Here is a 22,024-nt window from a genome sequence, read left to right as displayed (position 1 = left end):
GCCTTATGGCTGGGCCTGCCAGCCCCCACCCAGCGACTGGATCAGCGCCACGGCTGTGGTCTGCCGGTCGGCCATGGCCTGCACCAGGGCCCGGCGCGCGCTCAGCGCAGTGGCCTGGGCGGTGATGACTTCGGTGTAGCCGACCTGGCCGCTGCGGTAACGGTTGAGCACTTGCTGCTCGACCTGGTCGGCGGCTTCCGAGGCCTGGCGGCGCAATTCTTGTTGGGTTTGCAGCACGCGGGTGGCGGAGAGCTGGTCTTCCACGTCCTGGAAGGCGACCAGCACGGTCTGGCGGTAGCGGGCCACGGCCTGTTCGTGCGCGGCGCGTGCACCGTCCACGCGGGCACCGGTGGCGCCGGCGTCAAAAATCAGCTGCGCGGCTGAGAGACCCAGGGACCAGACGCTGCTTGAGGCTTTGAACAAATCGGCCACGCGGCTGGCGCCGGTGCCGGCCGAGGCGCTGAGCGACAGGCTGGGAAAGTAGGCGCTTTTGGCGATGCCTATCTGTTCATTGGCCGAAGCCACGCGGCGTTCGGCCGCGGCAATGTCGGGCCGGCGCTGCAGCAGGGCTGAAGGCACGCCCAGCGGCACTTCGGGCACCAGCGGGTTCCAGGTGGCGGGCGGCAGGCTGAAATTGGCGGGCGCTTCGCCGACCAGCACGGCGATCGCGTGTTCAAGCTGGGCGCGCTGTCGCACCAGGCCGGCGTTGTCGGCCTGGGCATTGGCGAGCTGGGTTTGCGCCTGCAACACGTCGGTCTTGGCGGCGATGCCGGCCTTGTAGCGGTTTTGCGTGATTTCGAGCGCGCGCTGGTAGCCGGCCAGCGTGGTTTCCAGCAAGGCCTTTTGCGCATCGGTCTGGCGCAGCGAAAAATAATTGGCAGCGAGCTCGCCCTGGGCCGAGAGCTTGGCCGAGGCCAGATCGGCGGCGCTGGCCTGTTCGCCGGCCGTGGCGCTGTCCACCGCGCGGCCCAGCCGGCCCCAGACGTCGGGCTCCCAGCTGCCGCCTATGCTGAGCTGGTAGTTGTTGCCGACGCGGCCGGTGCTGCCCGTCGTGACGTTGCCGCTGGAGCGCGAACGCGTTGCGCCTGCATCCAGCGTGACCGTGGGAAACAGCGAGGCGCGCTGCTCGCGCACCAGCGCGCGCGCCTGGGCATAGGTGGCCACGGCCACCGCGACGTTCTGGTTGGAGACGTCGACGCGCGACTGCAGCTGGTCCAGCACCGGGTCCTTGAAGAGGCTCCACCACGGGCCGCGCTCCAGCGCATCGGCCGGCGCGGCCGGTACCCAGCCTTCGGCTTCCTTGAAATTGCTCACTTCGGCGGCGGTGGGCCGCTTGTAGTCGGGGCCGACGGCGCAGCCGGTGGCGAGCAGGGCCAGCAGGGCGGCTGCAACAAGCCGGCGTTCAAAGCGGGGAGTGTGGGAGAGGTTCGTCATAGTCTTGTCCATCATTGCGCTTGCGGCGCCGCATCGGTTTCGCCAGGATGGCGGCTGAGCTGGCGCTCAAGAGGGCTGCGGCGGCGCAGTTTGTCCATCAGCACATAGACGACGGGTGTGGTCAGCAGCGTGAGCAGCTGGCTGGCGATCAGCCCGCCGATGATGGCGATGCCCAGCGGCCGGCGCAACTCGGCGCCTTCGCCGAAGCCGATCGCCAGCGGCAGCGCGCCCAGGATGGCGGCCAGCGTGGTCATCAGGATGGGGCGAAAACGCAGCAGACAGGCTTCACGCACCGCTTCCAGCGCCGAAATGCCGCGCGCGCGTTCGGCCTCGAGCGCGAAGTCGATGATCAGGATGGCGTTTTTCTTGACGATGCCTATCAGCAAAAAGATGCCTATCAGCGCGATGATGGAAAAGTCGAGCTTGAACATCAGCAGCGCCAGCACCGCGCCCACGCCGGCCGAGGGCAGGGTGGAGAGCACGGTGATGGGGTGGATCAGGCTTTCGTAGAGGATGCCCAGCACGATGTAGATCACCACCAGCGCGGCAAGGATCAGCAGCGGCTGCTGGCCCTGCGATTGCTGGGCGCTGAGCGCCGTGCCGGAAAAACTGCCGCGCACATTGGTGGGCAAGCGTATGTCGGCTTCGGACTGGCGCACGGCCGCCTCGGCGTCGCTGAGCGTGAAGCCCTCGGCCAGGTTGTAGGAGATGGTGGTCGAGAGTTCGCCGTCCTCATGGCTGATGGAGGCGGCCGTCGGGTTCTCGCTGAAACGCGCGATCGCCGACAGCGGCACCATGGTGCTGGGCGCGGTGCTCAGCACATTGCCGCTCGAGGAATCGCGCAAGCCGGGATTGGCACTGATGGTGGGCGTGGTGCTGCTTGTTGTGCTGCTTGTGGTGGCGGCCGAACTGCCGGATGTGCCCGTGCTGGCGGCTGTGCCTGCAGTGGACCTGGTGGCGGCCGCCGTGGTGCTTGTCGTACTGGTACCGGTACTGGTGGTAGTGCCCGTCCCGCCTCCGGCATTTTTGGCCGGCACATAAATGTCTTTCAGTGACTCGGGGCTGCGCGTGTAGCGCGGCGCGACCTCCATGATCACGTGGTACTGGTTGAGTTCGGCGTAAATCGTGGCGACCTGTCGCTGGCCGAAGCCGTCGTAGAGCGCATTGTCCACGTCGCGCGAGCTGATGCCCAGGCGCGCGGCGCTTTCCTTGTCGACGGTGACCATGGTTTCCACGCCGTTTTCCTGCTGGTCGGTATCCACGTCGGTCAGCGCTTCCTGGGTTTTCATGCGCTCGGCCAGGCGCGTGGCCCACTGGCTCAGGTCGGCCGCGTTATCGCTCTTGAGCGTGTACTGGTAGGTTGAATTGGTCTGGCGCCCGCCGCCGCGCAGGTCCTGCACGGTGTTGAGGAAGAGGCTCACGCCCGTCACCTGCGCCAGTTGCGGGCGCAGGCGCGTGATCACGGCCTGGCCGCCTTCCTTGCGCTGGCCGACCGGTTTGAGGTTGATGAACATAAAGCCGCCGCCGGCGCGCGAGCCGCCGGTAAAGCCGACCACGGTGTCCACCGCCGGGTCGGCGCGGATGATGTCGACCAGCTGTTTGAGCTTGCCCTGCAGCGCCTGGAAGGAGATGCTGCGGTCGGCGCGCAGGCCGCCGTTGATCTGGCCGGTGTCCTGCTGCGGGAAAAAGCCTTTGGGCGCTTTCACGTAAAGGTAGACGTTCAGGCCCACCACCGTCGCCAGGATCAGCATCACCAGCAGCTTGCTGTGCAGCGCCCAGTCCAGGCTGGTCTCATAGCTGCGGTGCACACGCTGGAAGGCGCGCTCAAACCAGCGCGCAATGCGGCCAGGCGGCTTGCTGTGCGCGTCGGGCTTGAGCAGCCAGGCGCACATCATGGGCGTGGTGGTCAGCGAGATCAGCAGCGAGATCAGCACGGCGGCCGACAGCGTGACGGCGAATTCGCGGAACAGCCGGCCTATCTGCCCGCCCATGAAGAGCAGGGGGATGAACACCGCCACCAGCGACAGGCTGATGGACAGCACGGTAAAGCCCACCTCGCGCGCGCCCAGCAGCGCAGCCTTGAAGCGATCCATGCCAGCCTCGATATGGCGGCTGGTGTTCTCCAGCACCACGATGGCGTCGTCGACCACAAAGCCGGTGGCCACCGTGAGTGCCATCAGGCTCAGGTTGTTGAGGGAAAAACCCATCAAGTACATCACGCCGAAGGTGCCCAGCAGTGAGGCCACCGTGGCCACCGCCGGGATGATGGTGGCGCGCGCGCTGCGCAAAAAGGCGCTGACGACCAGCACCACCAGCACGATGGAGATGATCAGCGTGAGCTCGATTTCATGCAGCGAGGAGCGTATCGAGTTGGTGCTGTCGGAGGCGACCTGCAGGCGCACGTCCTGCGGCAGCTGGGCCTGCAGCTCCGGTAGCAGGTCGCGCACGCCATCCACGGTTTCGATCACGTTGGCGGCCGGCTGGCGCGTGACCAGCACGATCACGGCCGGCTCGCCGTTGAACAGGCCCAGCGTGTTGGTGTTCTCCACGCCGTCCTGCACCTCGGCCACGTCGCGCAGGCGTATCGCTGCGTTGTTGCGCCAGGCGACGATCAGGTCCTGGTAGTCGGCGGCGCGGCGCCCGCCGCTCGCGGTGCTGGAGCCGCTGTAGATCTGGAATCGCTGGCCGTTGCCTTCAATCGCGCCGCGCGGCCGGTTGGCGTTGGAAGCCTGCAGCGCCGCGCGCACGTCTTCGGCGGCCACGCCGTAGCGGTTCAGCGCGAAGGGGTTGAGCTCCACCCGCACGGCGGGCAGCGAGCCGCCGCCCAGTTCAACGTCGCCCACGCCCGGCACCTGGGCGATTTTTTGCTGCACGAGGTTGGAGACTTCGTCGTAAATCTGGCCCGGCGAACGCGTCTTGGAGGTCAGCGCCAGGATGATGATGGGCGCCGAGGCCGGGTTGGCCTTGCGGTAAGTTGGGTTGCTGCGCAGGCTGGCCGGCAGGTCGGCCCGCGAGGCATTGATGGCGGCTTGTACCTCGCGCGCGGCCGAATCGATCTTGCGGTTGAGGTCGAACTGCAGGCTGATGCGCGTCGAGCCGCTGCCGCTCGAGGAGGTCATTTCATTGACACCCGCGATAATCCCCAGGCGCCGCTCCAGCGGCGTCGCCACGCTGCTGGCCATGGTCGAGGGGCTGGCGCCCGGCAAGGTGGCGCTGACCGAGATCACCGGGAAGTCGACTTGCGGAAGTGGCGACACCGGTAAGACGAAGAAGGCGCCTATGCCGGCTAGGCACAGCCCTATGGTTAATAGGACTGTTGCTACCGGGCGGCGGACAAAAGGCTCGGAGAGGTTCATGGGGTGGTTCCTCCCCCGCCCTTGCTGAGCTTGCTGCTGCCGGTTCTTGTCCCGGCGGGGCGCGCTCTTCTAAGTTCAGTTGGCCGGGTCTCGCCCCGGCGGGCGAGGCACTTTTCTTTGCTTCGCCAAAGAAAAGTACCCAAAAGAAAGGCGACCCGCAGTCTGGGTCCCCTGCGCTGCGCTCCGGGGCAACCTGCGGTGCTCGAGCCAAGCGGGGTCCGGCTAAACTCGCTTCGCTCAGACAACGCCGGCCCTGATCCGCTTGTCTCTGCGCTCCTCGGCCCAGCCAGGACGGGGCAATCGGGAGCGGGGACAAAGACAAACAAGGACACGCCAAGGCGTGTCCTTGTTTCTTCAGGTATTCGGTATTGGTATTCGGCTGTTTGGTATTTTTGTCCCCACCCCCTTGTGGATGCGCCGAGGAGCGCAGGGCCAGACGGATCAGGGCAAAAACTTGTTTGAGCGAAGCGAGTTGTTTTTGACCCCGTCTGGACCGAGCACCGCAGGTTGCCCCGGAGCGAAGCGCAGGGGACGCAGGAACCAGGGTCGCCTTTCTTTTGCTTACTTTTCTTTGGCGAAGCAAAGAAAAGTGAGTTGCCGCCGGGCAACCCCCGGCCAGCAGCCGTCAGCAGAGAACCAGAATCTTGAAAGCGGGAGATTGAGGGAAAGGCCCTCATACAAGAACCTCTTTCTTTCGCCCAAACCTGCGCCCCAGACGATCAAACCCAAGATAGATGACGGGAGTCGTAAACAGCGTGAGCATCTGGCTGACGATCAACCCGCCAAAAATCGACAACCCCAGCGGCTGCCGCAACTCAGCCCCTTCACCAAACCCCAGCATCAGCGGCACAGCGGCGAAGAGCGCGGCCAGCGTTGTCATGAGGATGGGGCGGAAGCGCAGCAGGGCCGCCTGGTGAATCGCTTCCTGGGGGGACTTGCCTTCGTTGCGTTCGGCGTCGATGGCGAAGTCGATCATCATGATGGCGTTTTTCTTCACGATGCCTATCAGCAGGATGATGCCTATGATGCCTATGACCCCCAGGTCGGAGCCGCTGAGCATGAGGGCCAGCAGCGCGCCCACGCCGGCCGAGGGCAGGGTGGAGAGGATCGTCAGCGGGTGGATATAGCTTTCGTAGAGCACGCCCAGCACGATGTAGACGCAGATCACGGCCGCCAGGATCAACCACAGCTGGTTGGACAGCGAGGCCTGGTAGGCGCCGGCGGCGCCGAGGAAGCTCAGGGTCACGCTGCCGGGCAGGCCAACGTCCTTGGCGGCTTGGCGGATCTCGTCGACGGCGCGGCCCAGGGAGACGCCGGGCGCGGTGTCAAAGCCCAGGGTCGTGGCCGGGTACTGGGCCACGCGGGTGATCTGCAGCGGCGCGGGCTGCTCGCGTATGGTGGCGATCGCCGACAGCGGCGTGGTGCTGCCCGAGCTGGTCTTGAGCCGCAGCGCGCCCAGCGAGGCGGGTGTGGCCAGCGGGTCGGGCATGGCTTCGAGGATCACGCGGTACTGGTTGGTCTCGGTGAAGATGGTGGAGACGATGCGCTGGCCGAAGGCGCTGTACAGCGCGTCGTCGATAGCCGAGGTGGTGACCGCCAGGCGCGAGGCGGTGTCGCGGTCCACGTTGATATAGGCCGAGGTGCCGCTGGAGCCGGCGTCCGACGCCACGTTGCGTACGCCATCGAGCTGGCGCATGCGTTCGGCCAGCTTGTTGGCCCAGAGCACCACGGTGGCGTTGTCCGAGCCTTCGAGCGAGACGCGGAACTGCGTGGGGCCGGTCTCGGCGTCAATCGTCAAGTCCTGCGTGGGCTGCAAATAGAGTGTCACGCCAGCCACCTTGCCGACGCGCTCCTTGAGCCTGTCCATGGTCTCCTGCTGGCTGCCGCTGCGGCTGGACTTGAGGTTGATCAGCATGCGGCCGGTGTGCAGCATGGTGTTGTTGGCCGCGTCCACGCCTATGAAGGAGCTCAGCGTTTCAACGTCCGGGTCCTCAAGGATGGCCTTGGCCGCCGCCTGCTGCAGCCCGGCCATGCGGGCATAGGACACCGACTGCGCGGTCTCGATGCGGGCCTGCAACTGGCCGGTGTCCTGCGTGGGGAACAGGCCCTTGGGGATCAGCACATACAACAGTACCGTGAGCAGCAGGGTGGCCAGCGCCACCAGCAGGGTCAGGCCCTGGCGCCTGAGCACCCAGGTGAGCCAGCGGTCGTAGTGGTGGATGACCTTGTCGAAAAAGCGCTGCATCCACTGGCCGAACCTACCGCCTTCGACCTCGCCTTCTGGGTGGCGCGTGAGCCAGCGTGCCGACATCATGGGCACCAGGGTCAGAGAGACCACCGCGGAGATCAGGATGGTGATGGCCAGCGTGACGGCGAACTCGCGGAACAGCCGCCCCACCACGTCGCCCATGAAGAGCAGCGGGATCAGCACCGCAATCAGCGAGACCGTCAGCGAGATGATGGTGAAGCCAATCTGCGTCGCGCCCTTGAGGGCGGCGGCCATGGGCGCCTCGCCTTCCTCGATGTAGCGCGAGATGTTTTCGATCATCACGATGGCGTCGTCGACCACAAAGCCGGTGGCGATCGTCAGGGCCATCAGGCTCAGGTTGTTCAGGCTGTAGCCCAGCAGGTACATGGCGCCGCAGGTGCCGACCAGCGAGATCGGCACGGCCAGGCTGGCGATCACGGTGGCGCGCAGGCTGTGCAAAAACGCAAAGATCACCAGCACCACCAGCAGCACGGCCAGCACCAGTTCGATTTCGACATGCAGCACCGAGGCGCGTATGCCGGTGGTGCGGTCGCTCAGCACGTCAACCTGCAGCGCGGTGGGCAGGCCGGCCTGCAGCTCGGGCAGGCGGGCCTTGATGGCGTCCACCGTGGCGATCACGTTGGCGCCGGGCTGGCGCTGCACGTTGAGGATGATGGCCGGCTTCATGCCGGACCAGGCGCCCAGCTTGATGTTTTCTGCGCTGTCGACCACTTGCGCGACGTCGGAAACGCGAATCGCCGCACCGTTGCGGTAGGCGATGACGAGACGCTGGTAGTCGCTGGCGGCAACCAGCTGGTCGTTGGAGTTGATGGAGTACGAGCGTGTCGGCCCGTCAATGCTGCCCTTGGCGCCGTTGGCATTGGCGGCGCTGATCGCGGTACGCAGCGAGTCCAGGCCCAAGCCGTAGGAGGCCAGGGCGCGCGTGTCAGCCTGTATGCGCACGGCGGGGCGCTGCCCGCCGCTCAGCGAGACCAGGCCCACGCCGTTGACCTGGCTGATCTTGAGCGCCAGGCGCGTGTTGACGATGTTCTGCACCTCGGTGAGCGGCAGCGTGTCGGAGGTGATGGCCAGCGTGAGCACCGGCGCATCGGCCGGATTCACCTTGGCATACACGGGCGGCGCGGGCAGGTCGGCGGGCAGCAGCGAGCCACCGGCGTTGATGGCGGCCTGCACTTCCTGCTCGGCAACGTCCAGCGTCAGCCCCAGGCCGAACTGCAGCGTGACGATGGAGACGCCGGCCGCGCTGGTGGAGCTCAAGCGCTGCAGCCCGGACATCTGGCCGAACTGGCGCTCCAGCGGAGCGGTCACGGTCTGGGCCATGACCTCGGGGCTGGCGCCGGGGTAAAGCGTCTGCACCTGGATGGTCGGGTAGTCGACCTGCGGCAGGGCCGACAGCGGCAAAAACCTGAAACCCACGAGGCCGGCCAGCACGATGGCCACCATCAGCAGCGAGGTGGCGACCGGGCGCAGGATAAACGGGCGTGAGGGACTCATGCGGCGAGATCCCTATTTTTCACTGCGCGACCCGCCGCCCTGGCGTCTTTCCCTCATACTGCGCCAGCGTTCGAGCGCCGCGGGGTCGCCGGCGTCGATGGCCGCGAGAAAGCGCTGGCGGCGTTCCAGGGCTTCCGGGTCGTCCTTGACCTGGTCCAGCATGCGCTTGCGCTGTTCCGGGGTCGGGCCTTCAGCGGAGGCGGCGGTTGGGGCACTTGCCGCAGGCGAAGAAGAGGAGGGCCCCGAAGATGCCGGTGCCGAAGGGGCCGGTGCGGAAGAGCCCGAGCCCGGTGCGGAAGCCGCGCCGCGTTGCCGCTTGCCGCCGCCGCCGCCGGGGCCGCGCCCGCCGCCGCCGGGCGGATCGCCGGGCAGGACCACGGACGCGCCGTCCTTGAGCCGGTCCGCGCCTTCGGTGATGACGCGCTCGCCCACCTCCAGGCCGGAGACGATCACAACCTTGTCGACGGTGGCCTGGCCGCGCTTGACGGGCCTGAGCGACACGGTGCGCTCCTTGGCGTTGACCACATAAACATACTCGCCGTTGCTGCCCATGCGCAGGGCCGTCACCGGCACCACGATGGCGTTGTCGATGGTGCGCACCTGCAGGCGCACGTTGACGAACTGGCTGGGGTAGAGCTTGAGCTCGCTGTTGGCAAAGCGGGCCTTGGCCTTGACGGTGCCGGTGGTGATGTCGACCTGGTTGTCCAGCGAGGCGAAACTGCCGGTGTCCAGGGTGACGGCACGCGTCCTGTCGAGTGCGGTGACCTGCATGGCGATGCCCTTGGCGGCGTTCTGCTGCAGTTCGCCGACCTGGTCCTGCGGAATCGCGAAAACGACGTCTATGGGCGTGACCTGGGTGATCAGCGCGATGCCGTTGGCATCGCCGCCGCTCACCACATTGCCCACATCCACGTTGCGCAGGCCGACGCGGCCGCTCACGGGCGCGACCACACGCGTGTAGCCGAGGTTGAGCCGGGCCGTGCCCTCATTGGCCTTGTCGACGACGACCGTGCCTTCGAGCTGCTTGACCAGCGCTGCCTGGGTGTCGACGTCCTGGCGGGCGATGGAGTCCTGCTCCAGCAATGTCCTGTAGCGCTGCAGCTGCACGCGCGCGCTGTCGAGCTGGGCCTCGTCGCGCTGGCGCTGGCCGCTGGCCTGCATCAGCGCCATTTCAAACTGGCGCGGGTCTATGGTGGCCAGCAGCTCGCCGGCCTTGACCATCTGGCCTTCCTTGAACAGCACTTTTTGCATGACGCCCGAGACCTGGGGCGTTACCCTGACGCTGGCCTGCGGCGTGACGGTGCCCAGGGCCTCAAGAACAATCGGGATGCTGGCGCGTTCGGCGGTGGCCACGCCGACCGTGGTGGCCGGCGCGCCTCGCCGGCCGCCGGCAAAACCGCCACCAGCGGCGTCGGCGGAGGGATGAGTCAAATGCCAGGCCAGCCAGCCTGTGCCGGCCAGGACGATCACGGCGATCACGCTGCCGAGGATGGACGCGCGGCGGCTGATGCGCTTGCGGGGAGGGGTTTGCGCGCCGGTCTGCGGCGTTTCGGCTTTCGGGTCCATCGGCTGTCCTTGGGTGCCCGCCGCGCCCACGGGTGGATGCGGCATTTTTTTGTGTTGGATGGGGCTGTTCGCCAAGCCCTGAAGGCCTGTTCATACAGCGCTCAGGAATTATCACTGCTAGCCTGAGGGCGCAGGTATACGGCCCGAAAGAGGCGCGTAAATATCCGGTAAAGCGGCCTTGGCCCTACACGGTGACGGGCAAAAAGGCCGTGAAAAAGGACGTGAAAAAGGCCGCGGTGGTTTCAGCCGAGGAGCGCGGCCACATCCGCCAGCTGCGGAATGCCGTCTATGGCGCCGTGGCGCGTCACCGAAAGCGCGGCCGCCGCATTGGCCCATTGCATGGCGGCGGGCAGTGCTTCACCGCGTGCCAGTGCGGCCGCCAGCGCGCCGGTGAAGGTGTCGCCCGCGCCTATGGTGTCGCGCACGGCCATGGGCCGGCCTGGTATGGATTGCGGCGCCTGGCTGGCCTGGTAGAGGCGGCAACCGGCCGCGCCCAGCGTGACCAGCACGGCGCGGGCGCCGCGCTCCAGCAAGCGCGCGGCGGCCTGGTCGGTCGAGCCGGCATGCGTCTCGCCGGCCAATAAAAGGAGTTCGCTCTCGTTGGGCGTGAGCACGTCGACCAGGGCGAGCATCTCGTCGCCCAGCGGCCGCGCGGGCGCGGGATTGAGCACGGTCAGCGCGCCGGCGGCACGGGCCAGCTGAAAGGCTTGCAGGGTGGCCTCGGCCGGCACCTCGCAGGAAGCCATCACGACGCGGCAGCCCGCGAGCAGCGCGGCTGCGGCCTGCGCATGGCGCGCGCCCAGGCCGCTGCCGGCGCCGGGATAAACGGCAATGCTGTTGTCGCCGTCTTCATAGACCAGGATTTGCGCGACGCCGCTGCGCTCGCCGGCCACCTGCTCGACATGTGTGGTGTTGATGCCTTCGGCATGCCAGAGATCCATGCCCATGCGGCCGAAGTCGTCGTCGCCTATGCGGGCCAGCAGCGCCACGCGCGCGCCCTGGCGCGCGGCGGCCACCGCGGCATTGCTGCCCTTGCCGCCCGGGCTGATGCTGAAGTCGCCGGCCATCAGTGTCTCGCCGCGGGCAATCGGGCGCGCTACCTTGGAGATCAGGTCGGCGTTCCAGCTTGCGACGCAGACGACATCTGCCACAGTCATTTACTTGGCTCCGTAGCCCATGGTTTGAGGGAGCCACAAGACGATCTGTGGAAAGCAGGTCATGGCCAGCAAGAGCAGCAGGAGCATGACCAGGAAAGGCCAGCCTTCCTTCATCATCTCGCCGATGGGGATGCCGGTCAGCGCCTTGGTCACGAACAGCAGCATGCCGAAGGGCGGGTGGATCAGGCCGATCATCATGTTGAGCACCACCAGCACGCCGAAGTGCACCAGGTCCACGCCCAGCAGCTTGGCCGCCGGCAGCAGCATGGGCACAAAGACCAGCAGCAGCACCGAGACGTCCAGGAAGCAGCCCAGCACCAGGAACATGACGTTCACCATCAGCAAAAAGCCGATCTGCGAGAAATGCATGCTGTCGACCCACATGGCCATGGACTGCGGCACGCCTTCGGCGGTGAAGGCATAGTTGAGCATGAAGGAGCCGGCCAGGATCATGGTGATCACCGCGCTGGCGCGCGTGGATTCCATCACCACGCCCCAGAAGCTGCGCCAGGTCAGGGCCCGGAACACCAGGGCCGCGAGGATGAGCGCATGCAGCGCCGCCACGGCGGCCGCTTCGGTCGGCGTGAAGATGCCCGAGTAGATGCCGCCCAGCAGCACGATGGGCATGGACAGCGGCAGCGCGCCGCGAAAGATCAGGCCTGCCCATTCCGAGCGCGGCACGGGTTCGTCGCGCGGCATGTTGCGCTTCTTGGCGATGACCGCGACCACGCCCATCATGAGGCCGGCCATCAGAAAGCCCGGCACCACGCCGCCCAGGAACAGCGCGCCCACCGAGGCGCCCGAGACCAGCGCGTAAATCACCATGGGGATGGACGGCGGAATGATGGGCCCCAGCGTGGCGCTGGCCACCACCACGGCACCGGCAAAGCCGCGCGTGTACTCGGGCTTCTTGAGCATCTGGCGGATCGTGACCAAGCCGGGGCCGGCGGCGTCGGCGATGGCGCTGCCGCTCATGCCCGAGAAGATCACGCTGACCAGGATGTCCACCTGCGCCAGCCCGCCGCGCATGCGGCCCACCAGGATGCGGCAGAAGTCAAAAATTCGCTCGCTGACCGTGCCCGCGTTCATGATGTTGGCGGCGAACACAAACAGCGGCACGGCCAGCAGCACATAGCTGTTGTAAAGGCCGTTGCCGATCTGCTCAGCCACCAGGCCCACGTCCTGGCCCTTGGCCACGAGGTAGCCTATGCCGGCCGCGATCATCGAAAAACCGATGGGCATGCGCAGCAGCATGCCGCCCGCCAGCACCCCAACCAATATCCAGATTCCGCTTGTCATATGCGCAGCTCCGCTTCAAGACCCTTGCCAAGGATCGCATTCCAGATCGCCCAGGCCGAGCGAACCGCCACGGCGGCAAGCAGCAGCACAAAAGGCATGAAGACCCATTGGAAGGACACGCCCAGCACGGGCGTTCCCTCGCGGGCCATGAAGTGCACGTAATCCCAGCAGCCCGGGATGCCCCAGGCCGCAAGGCCGCCGATCAGCAGGTTGCCGACAATGGCCATAGCCTGGCGGACACGGTAGGGCGCGTTGTTCCACAGCAGGTCAAAGACCACATGCTCACGCTCGGGCACCACCACGGCGGCGGCCCACAGAATGACCCAGACATAGAGGATCACGGCCGCTTCATCCGTCCAGGCCAAAGGCTTGCCGAAGAAAAAACGCGCCGTGATCTGGATCACGAACACGATGAACAGGGTCAGGAAGAGTCCGCCGCCAATCAGGTTGGCGGCTTTTTGGGGCCAGCTTTTCATGGGCGTTGTGGTGTTTGCCGCGGGACTTATTTGGTCGCGTTGATGCGCTCAAGCAGGCCCTTGGGCCAGACCTTGGCGTACTCGGAGTTCAAATAGGTGGTCTGCACTGTCTTGCGGAAGGCGTCCACGTCGGGTGTGGTGACCTGCAGGCCTTCCTTCTTGAAGAAGTCGACCAGCTGGCCTTCTTCCTTGATGCGGTTTTCGTTGTTGTAGACGGCTGCCGCCTGTGCCGCGGCCTTGACCTTGGTCTTTTGCGCCGGGCTCATGGCGTTCCAGGCCTTGTTGGAAATCGAGATGAAGATGCCGTCCACCAGGTGGCTGGTCATGACGATCTGTTTGGTGACTTCATAGAACTTGGCGGCGCGCACCGAGGGCAGGGGATTGTCCTGGCCGTCGATGGTGCCGGTCTTCAGGCCCAGGTAGACCTCGCCGAAAGCCAGCGGCGTGGGTGTGGCGCCCAGCGCCTCGCCGAGGAACAGCCATTCCTTGGAGCCGGGCATGCGCAGCTTGATGCCCTTGAGGTCGGCCGGCACCTTGACGTTGTGGGCCTCGCGCAGGTTGACCTGGCGCGTGCCGAGGTAGACGGTGGACAGCGGCGTGACTTCCATCTTCTCCGAGACAGTCTTGAACATCTCGGTGCCTATGGGGCCGGAGAACACCTTTTGCTGGTGGTCCGGGTCGCGCACGATGTAGCCGGCGGTGAAGATGGAGAACTCGGGCACCAGCTTGGCGATGTCGAAGGCCGAGATGGAGGAGAGCTCGAGGTTGCCGCGCGCCATGGCGGTGGGCTCGGTGCCCTGCTTGAACAGCGAGGCGTTCAGGTTGATCTGCACGTCGAATTCGCCGGGCGCGCTTTTTTCGAGGTTGTCCTTGAAGACCGTCCACATCTTGGCGTGCCAGTCGTCGGGCACGGCCGGGGTGGATACGCGCAGCACCATCTTGTTCTGGGCCTGGGCCGCGGGCAGCAGCGCGCCCATCAGCAGGGTGGCGGAAGCCGCGGCTAAAAGAGTGCGGCGAAGGGTGGACGAGAGGATGGTGGAAGTCTTCATGGTTGTCTCCTTTTTTAGGTCAATCGTTGTTGGGCTCATGCCCCGGGTCGGCGTTCGGCAGTCACTCGGATTTTGTATCAATCCCGAAAGCGGTGATGGTTTTTTCCAGCGCCTTGTATTCGGTATCCGTCAAGGCCACCAGCGGCGCGCGCACGCGTAGCCAGCTCGGGTCGCCGCTCAGCATGGCCATGATGCCTTTGAGCGCCGGCATCAGTGAATAGCCGTCCAGCAGGCTTATGAGCTTGATCACGCGCTCGCGTTCGGCGGGCGTGGCCGGTGCCGCGGGTTCGGTCACCAGGCGCTTGACCAGGCGCGGCATGAAGTTGGCCACGCCGCTGATGGCGCCGGTGCTGCCGCGCTTGCCCATCTCGGGCAAGTCCGGTTCAAAACCGACGTAAACCGTCATGTCCTTCATGAAGGCATTGGCCAGGCCCACCGAGTGTTCGGTGCTGCAGGCGCTGTCCTTGATGCCGACGATGGTGTCCGGGTATTGCTTCTTGAGCGTGGCGATCACGTGGTGCGACAGCGGCACACCCGTGACCTGGGGGATGTGGTACAGGTAGAGCTTGAAAGGGGTGCCGGCCATGCCGTCGATGACATAGCGGTAGCTGTCGATGATGCCCTGGTCGGACACGCCCTTGAGGAAAAACGGCGGCAGCATCAGGCAGCCGTGCACGCCGGCTTTCACGGCATGGCGCGTGAGCTCCAGGGTTTCGGGCAGGGCGGCGCAGCTGGTCGAGACCATGATCTGCCTGGCGGGAATGCCGTTCTTGATGAGCTGCTCGATCGCTTCCTTGCGTTCGGCCAGCGAAAAGGACGGGCCTTCGCCCGTGGTGCCGAAAGCCGTCACGCCGGGGCAGCCGCTGGCGATCAGCGCCTTGCAGTGGGCGGCGAACTTGGCGTGGTCTATGTCCAGGCCGGCCGTGAGCGGCGTCAGCAGGGCGGGCCAGATGCCGCGAAAGGATTTTTCGGCGGCGGGAAAGGAACTCGTCATTCAGGGATCTCCAGGGACCACGGCATTGCGGGCCGCGGCAGGCCGAGCACGCGTTTATGCGCGCTCTCGATGTGATGGCCCAGGCGGTCGACCACGGCTTGCGGGTCGCGCCGCTTGAGGGCATCGATGAACCAGAGGTGCTCTTCCATCGCGGGAATCAGCACATCCGGGGAAAGGGATGAGGCTTCGAGCTTGATCAGGCGCACCCGCAGGCTGTTGATGCGGTAGACCTCGGAAATCAGCTCGTTTCCCAAGGCGTCGATCATCAAGTCGTGCAAGCCCCAGTCGACCGTGGTGGCGTCTTCGAGCAGCGCATCGTCGATGGCTTTCTTGCGCGCGCGCCTGACGATGTTGAGGTGTGCCTGTTCGATGGCGGCCAGGTCGGCGTCGGACACCGTGGTGACAAAGCGGCTGGCGGCCTCGCGCTCGAGCAGGCCGCGCAGCTGGAAGGCGTTGTTGATCAGCTTGAGGTCCACATGGGCCACCTGCAGGCCGCGTTGCGGCACGGTCTTGACCAGGCCCTCGGCTTCCAGCCGCGGGATCAGTTCGCGCACCGCGCCCAGCGGCATGCCCAGCAGCTGCATGAGTTCGCGCTGCGAGACAAATTGCCCGGGACGTATGTTGGCGTCGACGATCTGTTGCTGAAAGCTCTCATAGGCCTGGGCGCGCAGGCTGATGGGAGGGGTGTTCGACGGGTGTGCGGCGCTGCTCATGGGATCAGGCGTGGTCGCTCGCGATGACACCCTTGCGCAGCAGGATGTTGCCGTACTTGCGCTGCTCGCCCGTCTGCAGGATCAGAAAGGCCGATTGCGCGTGTTCGTAGAACGCAAAGCGCTCCAGCGAGGCGGCCGGGCGCTCACCGGCCTGGTGCAGCACGGTCGTAAATTCGGCCACCGGCGGGGGAACGGCCTCGGGGTCGCCCACCACCTGCATGGTCCAGGCGGCGTCGGTCACATATTCGTCCAGCGGCAGCAAGCGCAGCACCGCGGCCAGCGCCTGCGGTGCGGTCACACCCGCCAGGTGCACCAGCCGGGCGCCGCTTTTGCGGGCCACCTGCGCGGCCGGGAAGTTCGCGTCCACAATCGCCACGTCATCGCCATGGCCCATGCTGGCCAGGGCATGCAGGGCGTCGGGCGTGAGCAGCGATGGAATGTTCTTGAGCATGGTAGAAGCGGCATTGGCGGGGAAGCCGGGGTTTTTTGAAAACCTCGGGATTTCCCGCTGTCGATCACTGACATGTTAGTCATAACATGACTGAACTTTTATTGGGATTAACCCTGAACCGGCTTTGACATGACGACTTTGGACATGGCTCCTGTGTTTTCCGCCTGTAAAGAAAGCGGCCTGCGGCTGGGCCTGGGCGGCGCGCCGCTAGGCAACCTGTTTGCCGCCGTGAGCGATGCCGAGGCCAGGACGCTGGTCGATGCGGCCTGGGCCGACGGCTGCCGCACTTTCGACACCGCGCCGCATTACGGCCACGGCCTGTCGGAGCGGCGGCTGGGCGACGCGCTGCGCGGCCACCCGCGGGACAGCTATGTGCTGTCGAGCAAGGTAGGCCGGCTGCTGGTGCCAGACGCAAATGCGGCGCGCGCCCAGCACAGTTATGTGGACATCCTGCCCTTTAACCAGGTGTGGGACTTCAGCGCCGCGGGCACCCGCCGCAGCGTAGAAGACAGCCTGCAGCGCCTGGGCCTGCCGCGGCTGGACGTGGTCTATGTGCACGACCCGGACGCGGCCTCGCACGGCGAGCGCGCGCCCGCCGTGCTGCGCCAGGTGCTGGATGAAACCCTGCCCACGCTGCGCGCGATGAAGCATGAAGGGCTGATACGCGCCATCGGTCTGGGCACCAACGATGTGGAGGTGGTGCTGCAGGTGCTGCGCGAAGCCGGGCTGGATGTGCTGATGCTGGCCGGGCGCTACAGCCTGCTGGACCACAGCGCGCTGCCGGCGCTGCTGCCGCAGTGCGCGGCGCGCGGTGTGCGCATCGCGCTGGGCGGCGTGTTCAATTCGGGCATCCTGGCGACCGGCGCGCGCGGCGGCAAGGCCCGCTTCAACTACGCGCCGGCCGCCCGCGAATGGCTGGAGCGCACGGCCCGCATCGAGTCGGTTTGCGCCGCGCACGGCGTGCCGTTGCGCGCGGCGGCGCTGCAGTTCCCGCTGGCCCATCAGGCCGTCGACATCGTGATGCTGGGCGCGCGCCGGGTCGCCGAGTGGGCTGATGGGGTGGCCATGATGCGGCACCCGATTCCCGCGGCCTTCTGGGCGGATTTGCGCGCCCAGGGCCTTCTGCCCGGGGAGGCGCCCACACCATGAAGATCATCGATGCGCACTTTCACTGCTGGGATCTGGCGCGCGGCGACTATGGCTGGCTCACGCCGGCGCTGGCGCCGATTTACCGCGACGTGGCCGTGGCCGACTGGCAGGCGCAGTCGCGGCCGCATGGCGTGAGTGGCGGCGTGCTGGTGCAGGCCGCGCCCACCGAGGCGGAAACGCAGTTCCTGCTGGAGCAGGCCGACGCCAACCCGGCGGTGCTGGGCGTGGTCGGCTGGGTCGACATGCTGGCGGCCGACGCGCCGCGCCGCATAGAGGCGCTGGCGCGGCACCCGCGGCTCAAAGGCTTGCGGCCCATGCTGCAGGACATCGCCGATCCCGAATGGATATTGCAGCCGACGCTAGCCCCGGCCTTGCGCGCCATGGCTGAGTGCGGCCTGGTATTCGACGCGCTGGTCAAGCCCGTGCACCTGCCGCACATCCTCACCCTGGCAGCCCGCCACCCCGAACTGCGCATGGTGATAGACCACGGCGCCAAGCCCGATATCGCGGCCGGCCAGTGGCAGCCCTGGGCCGATGGCATGGCGCGCATCGCAAATGAAACGCAGGCCATGTGCAAACTCTCGGGCCTGCTGACCGAAGCCGGTCCGCGCCCCGCGCCGGGCGCGGTGCGGCGCTGGGCCGAGCATGTGCTGCAAAGTTTTGGCGCGGACCGTGTCGTCTGGGGCAGCGACTGGCCGGTGCTGGAGCTGGCCGCTCCCTACGCGCTTTGGTGGGCCGCGTCACGGCAGTTGCTCGAGGGCCTGGGCGCTGAAAGCCAGGCGGCGGTGATGGGCGGCAATGCCATAAGGCTTTACCGGCTTGAGCCGCCTTAGAGGCAAGGCTTTCCTAAAATCGCCTGATGACCGAAGCCACCACCTCCCTTTCTCCTTCCCCTTCTTCCCTGCGCGTCTGCCGCGCCGACTATGCCGACCCGGTGCACGCGCGCGCCCTCGTGCAGCTGTTGGACAGCTATGCGCGGGACCCGGCCGGTGGCGGCAAGCCGCTCAGTGATTTCGCCAAAACCCACCTCGTGAAGGAACTCGCGGCGCGACCGCAGGCCTTCAGCGTGCTCGCGTTTGACGGCGACGAGGCCGTGGGCCTGGTCAACTGCATCGAAGGCTTTTCCACTTTTGCCTGCCGTCCGCTGGTCAACATCCACGACGTGGCCGTGCTGCCCGGCCACCGCGGCCGGCGCATTGCCGAAAAAATGCTGGCACTGGTGGATGAGATCGCGCGCGAGCGCGGCGCCTGCAAGCTGACGCTGGAAGTACTGCAGGGCAACCTGGGCGCGGTCAAGCTGTACGAGCGCGTGGGCTTTGGTGGTTACCAGCTGGACCCGGCCATGGGTCAGGCGCGGTTTTTCCAGAAGTGGCTGGACTGAGCGCTCAAGCCTTGGGCTGTTTTGAGCCTGTACCGCGAGAAGAAGCTGTGGCGCGCGCGACCAGGCGCTCCAGGTAGCTTTCAAACAGGTCCCGGGACGCTTGTTTGAACATGCGTATCTGCCCTGTGTGGCTGAGCACCAGCAGCCCAACCGTGTGCGTGAACAGGGCCGTGATTTCGGCAAGCGCCTCGCCGTCGGGCATGCCAAGCGCTTCAAGCGCCTCCTGGGTGGGCAGCAGCGCATCGCGCAGCCGCTGCTTCAGGTGCTCATCCAGCTCGGGTGCCAGCCCCCGCGGCTGCATGCCCTGGAACAGGTAGAAACCGAGGTCCAGGTCGCGCGGGTTGTCCCGGTAGAAATCAAAAAACGCGGTCGCCGTGGCGCGGCCCGCAGCCGCCGCTTCGCCATGGGATTGCGCGCGTGCGCCCTGGACCCTCTCGTTCAGGCGCTCCAGCGATTCGCCGAGCAGGGCCGCATAAACCTCTTCCTTGCTCGCGAAGTAGCTGTAGATCGCGCCCGGCGTATAGCCTGCGCGTTGGGCGATCTCACGGATGCTGGTGCCTTCGAGCCCATGCTCGAAGAAAACGGCGCGCGCCGCATCGAGCACCAGGGAGCGCCGGACATCCGTCAGGGCCTGCCGGCGAACGTCCCGGGCCATAGAAGGCTGCTGCACCGTGCGCGCACGGCCAGGTTTGCCGGGGCTGCTGGTTTTGGAAGGTTTGACCATTGAGGAACACTTTAACGCCTTGCGAAGTTGGTTAAACGGTGTTTAATCACAAAAAGCACTGTCCAGCTTCCAGCTGGGCGAGCTTGCACGCAGCTCAATCCCGGCGCCGGGCGGTCGCGGACGGATCGTGCAAGAGCATCAAGGCCGCAAAAGCCAGCAGCCCCAGCGCCGCTGAAAACCACAGCGCCCCTGCGCCGAAGCGGTCAATCGCCAGGCCGAACAGCCAGGGCGCGGTCGCCTGCGCAAAGCGCGCCGGCACCATCAAGAGGCCCTGGCGCGCGCCGTAGTCGCGCACGCTGAACAGCACCAGCGGCAGCGTGCCTTTGGCAATCGTCAGCACGCCGTTGCCGGCGCCGTGCAGCAGCGTAAATACCGCGCCGGCCGGCACGCCGAAAAACAGGAAAGCCGCCGCGCCCAGCGTGTGCAGGCTGCCGGCCACGCGCGCCGAGACCAGCGGGTGGATGTTGCGCAGCAGGCCGTATTCGAGCAGCCGGCCGGCGACCTGCGCGGGGCCGACGAGGCCGGCAAACACCAGCGCGGTGGCCAGCGGCACCCCATGGGCTTGCAAGAGGCGCGGCAAATGCGAGGCCATGGCCGTGCTGATGAACCAGGTCACGGCAAACACCAGCGCCAGCAGCACCGCCGTGCGTGTGCCGCTGCCGGATGCGGCGGGCGCAGCCGCTTCGGTTTGGGCCATGCTTGCATGGGCTTCAGTCGGAACGGCTGCGGCAGGTGAAGCCGGCAAGCGCCAGTTCAGCGGCAGGCCCAGCAACAGGTGCAGCGCCGCCCAGGCCAGGCAGGTGGCGCGCCAGCCCCATTCAAGCTCCAGCCAGGCCGACAGCGGCCAGCCCACGGTGCTGGCAAAGCCGGCGAACAGTGTGATGCCGGTGATGGCTCCGCGCGCATCCCTGCCGTACAGGTGCACCAGCGCGGCAAAGCCCGCTTCGTAAAGGCCCGCGGCCATGGCCACGCCCAGGATCACCCAGCCGGCGAACAGGCCCACCGGCCCCTGCGCCACTGCCAGCACGGCCAGGCCGGCGGCAAACACAAAGCTGTTGGCGCTGAGCACCGGCCGGCCGCCATGGCGGTCTATTGCCTTGCCTGCGGCCGGCCCCAGCAGGGCGGAGACTACCAGCGCGGCCGAAAAGGCGGCAAACACCGTGGGTGTGCTGACGCCCAGCTCGCGCGCCATGGGTACGGCCAGGATGGCGGGCAGGTAGTAGCTGGAGGCCCAGGCCAGGGTTTGGGCAATGCCCAGCTGGACGATGGTGGCGGTGCGGCTGCTTGTTCGACTCACGGCTGCAAGGGTAGCAAGAAAGGCCGTGGGCCTCAGCCTTTGCCGGCGCTTGCTTGCGACCCGCCCAGCGCCTGATGCAGCGCGACACCCACCAACGCACCTGCTGCCTGGGCCAGCACAAAGCCGGGGGCGCTGGCCGGTGCGATGCCGGCAAAGCTGTCCGAGAACATGCGACCCAGCACGGCCGCCGGGTTGGCGAAAGAGGTGCTCGCGGTGAACCAGTAGGCTGCGCCTATGTAGCAGGCGACCATGGCCGGCGCCTTGGCCGCGGGCGCGCGCAGTACGACGAGGATCAGCCCGGCGGTCGCGACGGCCTCGGCCAGCCACTGGCCGGCACCGCTGCGAATCTTGCCGCTGAACTGCAGCACGCTCATGTCAAACATCGCATGGGCCAGCCAGGCGCCCGCGACCGCGCCCAGCAACTGGCAGGTGATAAAGAGAAGAGTTCTTCGCGTGCGCTTGCCGGAGGCCGCGGTTTTGGGCCCGAGCACCAGGGTCACCAGCGGGTTGAAGTGCGCGCCGCTGACCGGGCCCAGCAATTCAATCAGCACATAAAGCGCGAACACGGTGGCCAGCGTATTGGCCAGCAGGGCCACGCCCATGTTGCCGGCCGAAAGCCGCTCGGCCATGATGCCCGAGCCTATGACGGCGCAGAGCAGGGCGGCTGTGCCCACAAACTCGGCGACAAGCTGGTGTGTGAGGCGGGGCTCCTGGCCTTGGGCGGCCGTTGCAGGCTTTAACAGCACGCCGCAGCCGCGCCCGATGTTTTGCTGTTCGCTGCGGCGCAGCAGGCCGAAGCGGCGGCCGGCTTCGTCTCACTGAACACCGGAATGCTGCCCAGCGTGTGGAATTGTTCCCAGGCAATGCCTTGCGGGTCGGTGAGCCAGTATTTGTCGCTGCGGGCATAGCAGCAGGTGGTGGGGCCTTCGTCGAGCAGCGTCATGTCGGCGCGGGTCGCGTTGGCCTTGAGGGCTTCAAGTTCTTCCGCATGGTCGACCTGTATGCCCAGGTGGTCGACGCCGGGCGCATCACCGCGTGTGGAGATCGCGAAGTTGACCGGCGGGTCGCTCAGCATCCACTTGGCGTAGTCGGCTTCGGTGCGCGCGGGCTGCTGGTCGAACATGGCTGAATAAAAGGCGATGTTTTTTTCGAGGTCCTTCACGTGGACGTGTACATGGAAGCGTTTCATGGGGCTCTCCTGGGGTGGTGGGGGTG

18 protein-coding genes are annotated in these 22,024 nt (G+C 66.5%); 3 read left to right on the top strand and 15 right to left on the bottom strand.

What is annotated here, in order from left to right; translation table 11 throughout:
- Positions 1 to 3: 3 nt before the first annotated feature.
- The 11 genes from ACEN8I_RS22090 to ACEN8I_RS22040 form a co-directional block, all read right to left on the bottom strand.
- A complete protein-coding gene (locus ACEN8I_RS22090) occupies positions 4 to 1,434 on the bottom strand; it encodes an efflux transporter outer membrane subunit (RefSeq protein ID WP_413330757.1) in 1,431 nt (476 codons plus the stop codon).
- Positions 1,435 to 1,445: 11 nt separating this feature from the next.
- Positions 1,446 to 4,790: an efflux RND transporter permease subunit gene (locus ACEN8I_RS22085; RefSeq protein WP_413330756.1), complete on the bottom strand. Its 3,345-nt coding sequence runs from the start codon at positions 4,788 to 4,790 to the stop codon at positions 1,446 to 1,448.
- A 673-nt stretch (positions 4,791 to 5,463) separates the two neighbouring features.
- Positions 5,464 to 8,553, bottom strand: a complete 3,090-nt coding sequence (locus ACEN8I_RS22080; protein WP_413330755.1) for an efflux RND transporter permease subunit — start codon at positions 8,551 to 8,553, stop codon at positions 5,464 to 5,466.
- Positions 8,554 to 8,565: 12 nt separating this feature from the next.
- The gene (locus tag ACEN8I_RS22075; protein WP_413330784.1) at positions 8,566 to 10,119 is read right to left on the bottom strand and encodes an efflux RND transporter periplasmic adaptor subunit; all 1,554 of its coding nucleotides are present in this window, start codon (positions 10,117 to 10,119) and stop codon (positions 8,566 to 8,568) included.
- Between the two features lie 242 nt (positions 10,120 to 10,361).
- Positions 10,362 to 11,276 carry a ribokinase gene (locus tag ACEN8I_RS22070; RefSeq protein ID WP_413330754.1) on the bottom strand — a complete coding sequence of 305 codons (915 nt, stop codon included), beginning with the start codon at positions 11,274 to 11,276 and terminating at the stop codon, positions 10,362 to 10,364.
- Positions 11,277 to 12,575 carry a TRAP transporter large permease gene (locus tag ACEN8I_RS22065; RefSeq protein ID WP_413330753.1) on the bottom strand — a complete coding sequence of 433 codons (1,299 nt, stop codon included), beginning with the start codon at positions 12,573 to 12,575 and terminating at the stop codon, positions 11,277 to 11,279.
- Complete coding sequence (locus ACEN8I_RS22060) at positions 12,572 to 13,051, bottom strand: TRAP transporter small permease (protein WP_413330752.1); 480 nt, start codon at positions 13,049 to 13,051, stop codon at positions 12,572 to 12,574. The genes ACEN8I_RS22065 and ACEN8I_RS22060 overlap by 4 nt, the downstream gene beginning before the upstream one ends.
- A gap of 26 nt (positions 13,052 to 13,077) precedes the next feature.
- Positions 13,078 to 14,100 carry a sialic acid TRAP transporter substrate-binding protein SiaP gene (locus ACEN8I_RS22055; RefSeq protein WP_413330751.1) on the bottom strand — a complete coding sequence of 341 codons (1,023 nt, stop codon included), beginning with the start codon at positions 14,098 to 14,100 and terminating at the stop codon, positions 13,078 to 13,080.
- Between the two features lie 61 nt (positions 14,101 to 14,161).
- The gene (locus tag ACEN8I_RS22050) at positions 14,162 to 15,094 is read right to left on the bottom strand and encodes a dihydrodipicolinate synthase family protein (protein WP_413330750.1); all 933 of its coding nucleotides are present in this window, start codon (positions 15,092 to 15,094) and stop codon (positions 14,162 to 14,164) included.
- Entirely contained in the window at positions 15,091 to 15,807 is a 717-nt protein-coding gene (locus ACEN8I_RS22045; protein ID WP_413330749.1) for a GntR family transcriptional regulator, read from the bottom strand. Before ACEN8I_RS22045 ends, ACEN8I_RS22050 begins: the two co-directional genes overlap by 4 nt.
- A 4-nt stretch (positions 15,808 to 15,811) precedes the next feature.
- Positions 15,812 to 16,258: an RbsD/FucU family protein gene (locus ACEN8I_RS22040; RefSeq protein ID WP_413330748.1), complete on the bottom strand. Its 447-nt coding sequence runs from the start codon at positions 16,256 to 16,258 to the stop codon at positions 15,812 to 15,814.
- 129 nt (positions 16,259 to 16,387) lie between these two features.
- On the opposite strand from ACEN8I_RS22040, the gene ACEN8I_RS22035 reads away from it, so the two are divergent.
- From ACEN8I_RS22035 to ACEN8I_RS22025, 3 genes are read left to right on the top strand one after another with little or no spacing between them, the layout of a single operon-like run.
- Positions 16,388 to 17,407 (top strand): aldo/keto reductase, encoded by a 1,020-nt coding sequence (locus ACEN8I_RS22035; RefSeq protein ID WP_413330747.1) that lies wholly within the window; start codon positions 16,388 to 16,390, stop codon positions 17,405 to 17,407.
- Positions 17,404 to 18,240 (top strand): amidohydrolase family protein, encoded by an 837-nt coding sequence (locus ACEN8I_RS22030; protein WP_413330746.1) that lies wholly within the window; start codon positions 17,404 to 17,406, stop codon positions 18,238 to 18,240. The genes ACEN8I_RS22035 and ACEN8I_RS22030 overlap by 4 nt, the downstream gene beginning before the upstream one ends.
- A gap of 26 nt (positions 18,241 to 18,266) precedes the next feature.
- The gene (locus tag ACEN8I_RS22025) at positions 18,267 to 18,788 is read left to right on the top strand and encodes a GNAT family N-acetyltransferase (protein ID WP_413330745.1); all 522 of its coding nucleotides are present in this window, start codon (positions 18,267 to 18,269) and stop codon (positions 18,786 to 18,788) included.
- A gap of 4 nt (positions 18,789 to 18,792) precedes the next feature.
- Here the strand turns inward: ACEN8I_RS22025 and ACEN8I_RS22020 are convergent, their stop codons facing one another.
- The 4 genes from ACEN8I_RS22020 to ACEN8I_RS22005 form a co-directional block, all read right to left on the bottom strand.
- Entirely contained in the window at positions 18,793 to 19,512 is a 720-nt protein-coding gene (locus ACEN8I_RS22020) for a TetR/AcrR family transcriptional regulator (RefSeq protein WP_413330744.1), read from the bottom strand.
- Positions 19,513 to 19,606: 94 nt separating this feature from the next.
- Positions 19,607 to 20,809, bottom strand: coding sequence for an MFS transporter (locus tag ACEN8I_RS22015; protein WP_413330743.1), 1,203 nt, complete (start codon positions 20,807 to 20,809; stop codon positions 19,607 to 19,609).
- A gap of 32 nt (positions 20,810 to 20,841) precedes the next feature.
- Complete coding sequence (locus ACEN8I_RS22010; protein WP_413330783.1) at positions 20,842 to 21,552, bottom strand: aquaporin; 711 nt, start codon at positions 21,550 to 21,552, stop codon at positions 20,842 to 20,844.
- The gene (locus ACEN8I_RS22005) at positions 21,546 to 21,998 is read right to left on the bottom strand and encodes an ArsI/CadI family heavy metal resistance metalloenzyme (RefSeq protein ID WP_413330742.1); all 453 of its coding nucleotides are present in this window, start codon (positions 21,996 to 21,998) and stop codon (positions 21,546 to 21,548) included. The genes ACEN8I_RS22010 and ACEN8I_RS22005 overlap by 7 nt, the downstream gene beginning before the upstream one ends.
- Between the last annotated feature and the right edge of the window lie 26 nt (positions 21,999 to 22,024).

Source organism: Polaromonas sp. CT11-55 (assembly GCF_047303325.1).
In the GTDB taxonomy this organism is placed as follows: Bacteria; Pseudomonadota; Gammaproteobacteria; order Burkholderiales; family Burkholderiaceae_C; genus Polaromonas.
Note: the sequence above shows the minus strand (reverse complement) of the source record. Positions and strands in the feature narration are given on the sequence as shown.

Coding starts and splice junctions, on each gene's coding strand:
- ACEN8I_RS22030 (WP_413330746.1), top strand. CDS start 17,404: ATGAAGATCATCGATGCGCACTTTCACTGCTGGGATCTGGCGCGCGGC.
- ACEN8I_RS22050 (WP_413330750.1), bottom strand. CDS start 15,094: ATGACGAGTTCCTTTCCCGCCGCCGAAAAATCCTTTCGCGGCATCTGG.
- ACEN8I_RS22060 (WP_413330752.1), bottom strand. CDS start 13,051: ATGAAAAGCTGGCCCCAAAAAGCCGCCAACCTGATTGGCGGCGGACTC.
- ACEN8I_RS22080 (WP_413330755.1), bottom strand. CDS start 8,553: ATGAGTCCCTCACGCCCGTTTATCCTGCGCCCGGTCGCCACCTCGCTG.
- ACEN8I_RS22090 (WP_413330757.1), bottom strand. CDS start 1,434: ATGACGAACCTCTCCCACACTCCCCGCTTTGAACGCCGGCTTGTTGCA.
- ACEN8I_RS22040 (WP_413330748.1), bottom strand. CDS start 16,258: ATGCTCAAGAACATTCCATCGCTGCTCACGCCCGACGCCCTGCATGCC.
- ACEN8I_RS22005 (WP_413330742.1), bottom strand. CDS start 21,998: ATGAAACGCTTCCATGTACACGTCCACGTGAAGGACCTCGAAAAAAAC.
- ACEN8I_RS22020 (WP_413330744.1), bottom strand. CDS start 19,512: ATGGTCAAACCTTCCAAAACCAGCAGCCCCGGCAAACCTGGCCGTGCG.
- ACEN8I_RS22065 (WP_413330753.1), bottom strand. CDS start 12,575: ATGACAAGCGGAATCTGGATATTGGTTGGGGTGCTGGCGGGCGGCATG.
- ACEN8I_RS22045 (WP_413330749.1), bottom strand. CDS start 15,807: ATGAGCAGCGCCGCACACCCGTCGAACACCCCTCCCATCAGCCTGCGC.
- ACEN8I_RS22025 (WP_413330745.1), top strand. CDS start 18,267: ATGACCGAAGCCACCACCTCCCTTTCTCCTTCCCCTTCTTCCCTGCGC.
- ACEN8I_RS22085 (WP_413330756.1), bottom strand. CDS start 4,790: ATGAACCTCTCCGAGCCTTTTGTCCGCCGCCCGGTAGCAACAGTCCTA.
- ACEN8I_RS22070 (WP_413330754.1), bottom strand. CDS start 11,276: ATGACTGTGGCAGATGTCGTCTGCGTCGCAAGCTGGAACGCCGACCTG.
- ACEN8I_RS22075 (WP_413330784.1), bottom strand. CDS start 10,119: ATGGACCCGAAAGCCGAAACGCCGCAGACCGGCGCGCAAACCCCTCCC.
- ACEN8I_RS22055 (WP_413330751.1), bottom strand. CDS start 14,100: ATGAAGACTTCCACCATCCTCTCGTCCACCCTTCGCCGCACTCTTTTA.
- ACEN8I_RS22035 (WP_413330747.1), top strand. CDS start 16,388: ATGACGACTTTGGACATGGCTCCTGTGTTTTCCGCCTGTAAAGAAAGC.